The sequence below is a fragment of the Microbacterium marinilacus genome (assembly GCF_019753765.1).
GTDB classification, from domain to species: domain Bacteria; phylum Actinomycetota; class Actinomycetes; order Actinomycetales; family Microbacteriaceae; genus Microbacterium; species Microbacterium marinilacus.
This window is the reverse complement of record NZ_JAIJZW010000023.1, coordinates 1-5,998: the sequence shown is the minus strand read 5'-3', so window position 1 is coordinate 5,998 and position 5,998 is coordinate 1. Positions and strand designations below refer to the sequence as shown.

Sequence of the window (5,998 nt, the reverse complement as noted above, 5' to 3'; positions counted from 1 at the left end):
GGTGACGACTATCTGGTGCTCGCAAGTCCGGAGAACAGCGCTCCGCCGTTCGCGACCTTCACAACCGAGGACGGACAGGCCTCCACCGCACTGTACCCAGGGCTTTACGAGCCCGGCGCCCTCGCGCGCGAAAGCACCCTTCTCGAGACGGGGTCTGAAACGGTCGTCGCCATGCTCGGCGGCGCGGGCACCTACTCACTGAACCTGTCTGCGGAGGGCGAGGAGGCCGCTGCTGCACTGCTCGCTGACGGCGAGCTCAAGACGGTCGCCCAGGGCGTGCTGGATCGTTGCGAGGACGATGGCAGCGAGGTGTGGGTGGTATCGACGGTGTGGCCTACACGTGTGCGCCCACCGGCAAGAACTGGTCGTTCGAAGTCGCAGACGGAGGTTCGGCCCCCTTCTTCGCCGTCGTCGACGGAGTTCCGGGTGTGCAGTCAGAGACCTACTACGCGTGGAGCGCGGGCGATCCGACGAGGTACAGCGACGAGGACGGTTTCGGCGTCGTCAAAGCCTTCTTTGCTGTCGACGGCGATGCCTATGTCTTGGTTCCCGAAAGCGCAGAGGTGTGGCCGGACTCGTGGAACGCCATGTGAGCCACAGCGAAGCTCGCCGAAGCCGACAGCGACCATCGACGAGCTGGGGTGGCCCGGCTACGCTGCCGCCATGTGCGGTCGATTCGCGATGGATACGACCACGGACGAGCTGATCCGGGAGTTCGTCGCGCAGGGTGGCCGCGCGGAGGACTGGGCGCCGTCGTACAGTGTGGCGCCGACCGACCGGGCACCGATCGTGCGCGAGCACGATGAACGCGAGGTGCAGCTGGCGAAGTGGGACTGGCCGAAGCCCGCGAACCGCCCGTCGGGGCCGCCGATCATCGACGCACGGATCGAGAAGCTCACGACGTCGTTCTGGCGCACCGCGTTCACCCGCGCCCGATGCATCGTCCCCACGACCGGATACTTCGAATGGACCGGCGAGAAGGGCGACAAGACCCCGCACTTCATCCACGGTGACGCGCTGCTCGCCGCGGCCGGACTGACATGGTCCGTCGACGGGGAGCGCCGGTTCGTCGTCATCACCCGCGAAGCCCGCGACGCGTCCGGAGAAGTCCACGACCGGATGCCCGCCTTCCTGCCGGCCGCAACCTGGGACGACTGGCTCGACCCCGAGCCCGCCGATGAAGGGCTGCAGCAGCTGCTCACCGACGTCTCCGAGCAAGTCGCCGCGACCCTGCGCACGCACATCGTCGACCGCCGCGTGAACAGCATCCGCGGGCTCGACCGCACCGACGCGACGCTGGTCGAGGCCATCTCCTACTAGCTAGTTGCTAACTGAGTGACCCTCACCGCGGGATAGGTCATGGCGATACTGTGAGTTTCGTATGTGCCTAGCGTGCGAACGATTGAGAGGCCGCGAATGAAGCGCTCCATGCGTCTGACCAGTGCATCTTGCTTCGTCCTGCTGACGGGGTTGGGGATGTTGACTGCGTGCACGGATGTGCCGGCCGAGCAACGGGCCTCTGAACCGGCGGAAACGACCGGTGCGGGCGCTGAGACCCTCGATCCGTTGAGCGCCGTGGAGGAAGTGAACCTTGTCACCGGCGGTGGTGAGGTCGCTGCGGAGGTGTATCCCCTGGTGGCGGTGGATGACTATCTGGTGCTGACGGTGGATCTGCACGCGACCAGTGTGCCGGAAGGCGCCGAGTGGGGAGTGCCCACCTCACGCTTCGAGGGCGATGCGACCCTCAACGGCTCGAGTTTTCTCGTCGAAGAGGCAGCCGCGCTGCGCCTGATCGAGCCGGGGACACAGAGGATCCACCTGGCAGCAACCGACGATGAGGCGCACGCCGTGGGGACGGCGTCGGGCATGAGCGGGTTCTACGTCCCGGAGTCAGGCATCCGTGTGCAACGGGTGTACGCCGCCCCGGAGAGTGATGACGCGACGCTCGGCCTGTTGCTGCCGGGCACGTATATCGATGAGTTGCCCGTTGTGCACGGCGATGTTCCCGCCCCCTATGCCGAGGGCGACGAGGACGGTGCGGACCAGTACGAGGACTACGACATCACGTCCGCCGTAGGGACGATCGCTGAGGCGCCTGTGCTCGCATTGGAGGGTTACAGCCGACAGCTCGAGGGTGCGGTCGAGGTGATCGAGTCGACGGAGAAGGTCGAGATCCGCTTGAGCGGCGATGTCCTCTTCGCCACCGGATCGCACGATCTCGGCGAGGGCGGCGCAGATGCCATTTCCGCTGCCGTAGCGACGATCGAGAGTTACGACAGTGGCGTCATCGACGTCGTGGGGCACACCGACGACGTGGGAGACGATGCCTCCAACCAAGGACTGTCCGAGCGTCGCGCCACGGCGGTTGCAGAGGCGCTGACCGCGCGAGTCGACACGGACGCTTACGACATCGAGCCGTCCGGCAAGGGCGAGACCGAGCCGCTTGTGACGAACGACTCGGACGAGAACCGCCAGCTCAACCGACGCGTCACACTCACCCTCACCTCGGAAAAGACCACCGAGACGGAGATCCCCACGAGCGGGGACCTCCCCCCATTCGAGGACGGACCGCAGAAGGACGGCGCAGAGGCGGAGGCAGCCACGGGGTTCGACCGCGAGGTGGGTGACGGGTACAACTACCATGTGTCGGCGCCTGCGGCACGCCGTGTGGACGGGATGCTCGTTGTCACTGTGGAGGCGACGCGCCTGGACGAAGGACCCGCGGAGAACCTCGAGACTTCACTGGGGCTTGGCGGGGCTGCCTGGAGCTTCCGAGGCATGGACACGGGATACTCCTCCGAGAACGCCGGTTTCGCCCCGCGCCTCCTGGTCGGCTCCACAGCCACGTACCCACTGGACTACCTCCTGGGAGAGTCCGCGATCGAGGGGAGTGTCGAGTGGCGCAACGCGTCCGATCCCACAGCATCGGACTACGCCGCCGGCGGGACGACCCTCCGATTCGTCGCACTGTACCGCGACATCCCCGACGCGACGACCCTCACGCTCGAGCAACCCTTCGTCCTCGGCACCACCCCGTGGAGACTCACCGACATCCCCATCGAGAACTGACGAAGATAGTTAGGCGGGCCCCAATCGCGGGCAGATCACGTCCGCAGGTCGGAGAGCAGTGCCCGCCATCCGACAGGACTGTCGGATGGCACCGGCATGCTTGAGGCATGTTCGTGCAGGTCGCCGTCAATGGGTCTCGCACTCGCGCTGATCATCACAGGGTTCCGCTGAGCGCCGAGGACATCGCAGCGGACGCTGTAGCGTGCAGCGAGGCAGGAGCCGCTGCCCTGCACATTCATCCCCGAGACGTGTCGGGACGGGAGACACTCGAGGGCACGGTTGTCGAGCAGGTCTGTAAAGCAATCCGGCGTCGCACCTCGCTGCCGATCGGTCTTACTACCGAGCTTTCCATCGCAGGTAGCCCGGCCCGTCGGATGCAACTCGTTCGGCAGTGGTCTACCCTGCCGGACTATGTCACGGTGAATGTCGCCGAAGCGGGTTGGGACGAGTTGGCGCGATGGGCTCTCGATCAAGGCATGGGTGTCGAGGCTGGCGTGTGGACGGTATCCGACGTCCGCCGGCTCGCGCTCTCGGGCCTTGACGGTGCCCTGACTCGGATTCTCGTCGAGCCGATCGACCAGTCGCGAACGACGGCCCTCGCCACCATTGAGCACCTGCACCAAGCACTGGACCTATGCGAGCTCAGATCGCCCCGCCTGCAGCACACGGAGGACGACTCCGGCTGGACGGTGGTCGCCGACGCCCTGAAACGTGGGCTGCAGACGCGCGTCGGTCTCGAAGATATGCTCACACTCCCCGACGGAACGCGGGTCGAGAGTAACGCCGACCTTGTGACCTTTGCGTTACACAACGACTTGACTGTCTGAGCCTCGAGCACAGGGCCGGTTGGCGGGGCACCCAAGCCATCGACGACGAGGTCTCGCCGCCCACATATCCACCTTGCGACGGAAGCGTGACGGTCGGCGCAGCTCGTAGTGTCGCGGCATGACCGACAACAACTCGCCGAAGAAGGAAGAGAAGGCCCCGCAGAACTGGCTCGCGATCGGCATCGCGCTGGGCGTTGCGTTCGGAATGATCTTCGGGTTGCTCGTCTTCGACAATCCCGCGCTCGGGCTTGGGGTCGGCATAGCGATCGGCGTCTCGTTCGGAGTCGCGATGGACAATCGCAAGAAGTCATAGCCGGCGCCCCCCGTCGACGGCGGGCCCGGGCTGGCCGGCTTCTGGCTATGGCATGGCAGGCTTCGCCAAAGCGGCTGCGGCCGAGACGAAGCCCGCATCGGCGAAGGGCCGCAGCAGCAACTCCCGAGATCTCGCCTCGAGCCGGTCTCCTGCGGCTATCGCCATGGCGGCAGTGCTGATTCCGGTTCGTACCCGGCCGAGCGGATACGGGCTTCCGAAGTCGCTCTCCTGCAGCCCGAGCGCCCCGTAAGCTCGGTCGGCTGCCCTGGACACCGCAGCTCGGGCAGGCTCCGGGATATCCGCGTCGACGAGAACTGCGATCGCCGCGGTGCGCTCGAGCGAACGCCCAAGACCGCCCGATCCGAGTGCGCGCCACTCGTCCAAGCTGCGGACAGCCACCTCGTCCAGGAACGCGGTGACCAGGTCGCCGTGCTCGCCGTACCTCTTCCCGCTCCACTCGCTTCGACCCGGCACAATGTCGATTATCCGACCGACCAGCCCTAGTGCGTCGTCGGTGGAGTTGCGTGCACGCTCTGCGCAGCACGGGATCGGCCGAGCTCGATCGCCTCGTCGAGGCCCGGCAGCTCGAGCTGCATCACCGCCCCGACGAGCGCCTGCGCGTCCTCGTCCCGCTCCGTGAACCCAGCCCACGGGCCCGCGGCCGCGGCGAGGATGTCCAGCCGGTCGTCCGCCTCTCGCCGTAGCTCCGCGATCACCGGCACCGGGTCGGCGTCCCACTTGTGTCGGGTGTGGATCGCCGACAGGTGGATGTCGCGCAGCGTCTCAGCGCTCAGCAGGTTCCGGGAACGGGGCATGGCGGGAGAGGACGCCGCCCCCGACACGACGAAAACCACCCCTCCCGGGGACCGGGCGCGAGGTCGCACCTGGTACTCGGGTGTAACGTCGCACGGATCGACGAAGAGGAGTGCCCCCGTGCCCTGGATCGACTACTTCCTCCACCTCGCGTTCGCTGCACCGGTCGCTTGGCTGGTGATCTACATCGCTGGGCGAGCCGCCGTGAAACACGGTTACCTCGCAGCGTTGGCAGACCCCCAGAAGCTCCGTGCGGAGGAGAACGCCCGCAAGCAACGCCTCGCCCGGCAGGCCGAGGGCGAAGACTGACCGACACGACGTAACCGCCCCTACGCGGGGGCCGAAGCTCACCCGAGAGGGGCGGTCGGATCAGCCGGTCAGTCCCTTGAGCAGCACACCGCCGTCGGGAAGGTTGGCTGAGGTGTAGATCCTGCCGGGGGCGGGTTCGCCGTCGAGTAGTGCGCTGGTCGGGGCGAGGATCGCGCGCAACGGTTCGATGGTGAGGATCCTCACCTCGTCGTCTGGTGCGAGAGACGCGGCGTCGAGCTTCGTGATGAGCTCGCGCAGTCCCGCGACGGTGGTGTCTCGGTGGGTGATCCAGGTCGCGTTCACCCGCATACCTTGCCAGGCTGATGCCGGTTGCGACTGGTTCTCGCGGAGGCTTGACAGCGGAATACGTTGCGTGATCCGGTGCGCGAGTCAGCCGGCCGACTTGGCGGTGAAGGAGATGCCGCCGAGCACTGCCTCCTCGGCGAGTTGGACGAGCCATTCGGGGTCGAGCTCGGGAGAGGTGGGGGTGTCGAAGCTGAATCGGAGCGGGACGGCGGGGTTGACCCAGATGGTGTTTCGGCCGTGGCCGTCTTCGTTCGACCAGGACACGGCGAAGCTCTCGTTGCGTCGCAGCTTCGTCAGCATCACCGCTTTCAGGTGCGCCAGCGCCCTGTCGTCAACCGTGATCGGTGTTTCTTTGCCGTCG

The 5,998-nt window shown here is 66.6% G+C and carries 9 protein-coding genes; 6 read left to right on the top strand and 3 right to left on the bottom strand.

The window, feature by feature from the left end:
* Window positions 1-311 precede the first annotated feature (311 nt).
* The 5 genes from K5S26_RS18405 to K5S26_RS18385 all read left to right on the top strand — a co-directional run bounded on the left by K5S26_RS18405 (window position 312) and on the right by K5S26_RS18385 (window position 4,209).
* Window positions 312-593 carry a hypothetical protein gene (locus K5S26_RS18405; protein WP_221860951.1) on the top strand — a complete coding sequence of 94 codons (282 nt, stop codon included), beginning with the start codon at window positions 312-314 and terminating at the stop codon, window positions 591-593.
* On the top strand, window positions 532-1,320 hold the full coding sequence (locus K5S26_RS18400) for an SOS response-associated peptidase (protein WP_308123063.1): 789 nt from the start codon (window positions 532-534) through the stop codon (window positions 1,318-1,320). Before K5S26_RS18405 ends, K5S26_RS18400 begins: the two co-directional genes overlap by 62 nt.
* A 96-nt stretch (window positions 1,321-1,416) precedes the next feature.
* A complete protein-coding gene (locus K5S26_RS18395) occupies window positions 1,417-3,069 on the top strand; it encodes an OmpA family protein (RefSeq protein ID WP_246604250.1) in 1,653 nt (550 codons plus the stop codon).
* A gap of 107 nt (window positions 3,070-3,176) precedes the next feature.
* Window positions 3,177-3,896 (top strand): 3-keto-5-aminohexanoate cleavage protein, encoded by a 720-nt coding sequence (locus K5S26_RS18390; protein ID WP_221860947.1) that lies wholly within the window; start codon window positions 3,177-3,179, stop codon window positions 3,894-3,896.
* A 118-nt stretch (window positions 3,897-4,014) separates the two neighbouring features.
* Window positions 4,015-4,209: a glycine zipper domain-containing protein gene (locus K5S26_RS18385; protein WP_221860945.1), complete on the top strand. Its 195-nt coding sequence runs from the start codon at window positions 4,015-4,017 to the stop codon at window positions 4,207-4,209.
* Between the two features lie 500 nt (window positions 4,210-4,709).
* On the opposite strand, the gene K5S26_RS18380 is transcribed toward K5S26_RS18385, so the two are convergent.
* Entirely contained in the window at window positions 4,710-5,024 is a 315-nt protein-coding gene (locus K5S26_RS18380; protein ID WP_221860943.1) for a hypothetical protein, read from the bottom strand.
* A 118-nt stretch (window positions 5,025-5,142) separates the two neighbouring features.
* On the opposite strand from K5S26_RS18380, the gene K5S26_RS18375 reads away from it, so the two are divergent.
* Window positions 5,143-5,331 (top strand): hypothetical protein, encoded by a 189-nt coding sequence (locus K5S26_RS18375; RefSeq protein ID WP_221860941.1) that lies wholly within the window; start codon window positions 5,143-5,145, stop codon window positions 5,329-5,331.
* A 60-nt stretch (window positions 5,332-5,391) separates the two neighbouring features.
* On the opposite strand, the gene K5S26_RS18370 is transcribed toward K5S26_RS18375, so the two are convergent.
* Both K5S26_RS18370 and K5S26_RS18365 read right to left on the bottom strand, forming a co-directional pair.
* Window positions 5,392-5,634, bottom strand: coding sequence for a hypothetical protein (locus K5S26_RS18370; protein ID WP_221860939.1), 243 nt, complete (start codon window positions 5,632-5,634; stop codon window positions 5,392-5,394).
* A gap of 87 nt (window positions 5,635-5,721) precedes the next feature.
* On the bottom strand, window positions 5,722-5,998 hold a 277-nt coding region (locus K5S26_RS18365; RefSeq protein WP_221860937.1), incomplete at its 5' end, for a DUF7882 family protein.

What these genes read in the sequence shown, in the direction of transcription:
- K5S26_RS18390 (WP_221860947.1), top strand. Translation starts at nt 3,177, where the DNA reads ATGTTCGTGCAGGTCGCCGTCAATGGGTCTCGCACTCGCGCTGATCAT.
- K5S26_RS18395 (WP_246604250.1), top strand. Translation starts at nt 1,417, where the DNA reads ATGAAGCGCTCCATGCGTCTGACCAGTGCATCTTGCTTCGTCCTGCTG.
- K5S26_RS18385 (WP_221860945.1), top strand. Translation starts at nt 4,015, where the DNA reads ATGACCGACAACAACTCGCCGAAGAAGGAAGAGAAGGCCCCGCAGAAC.
- K5S26_RS18380 (WP_221860943.1), bottom strand. Translation starts at nt 5,024, where the DNA reads ATGCCCCGTTCCCGGAACCTGCTGAGCGCTGAGACGCTGCGCGACATC.
- K5S26_RS18400 (WP_308123063.1), top strand. Translation starts at nt 532, where the DNA reads ATGCCTATGTCTTGGTTCCCGAAAGCGCAGAGGTGTGGCCGGACTCGT.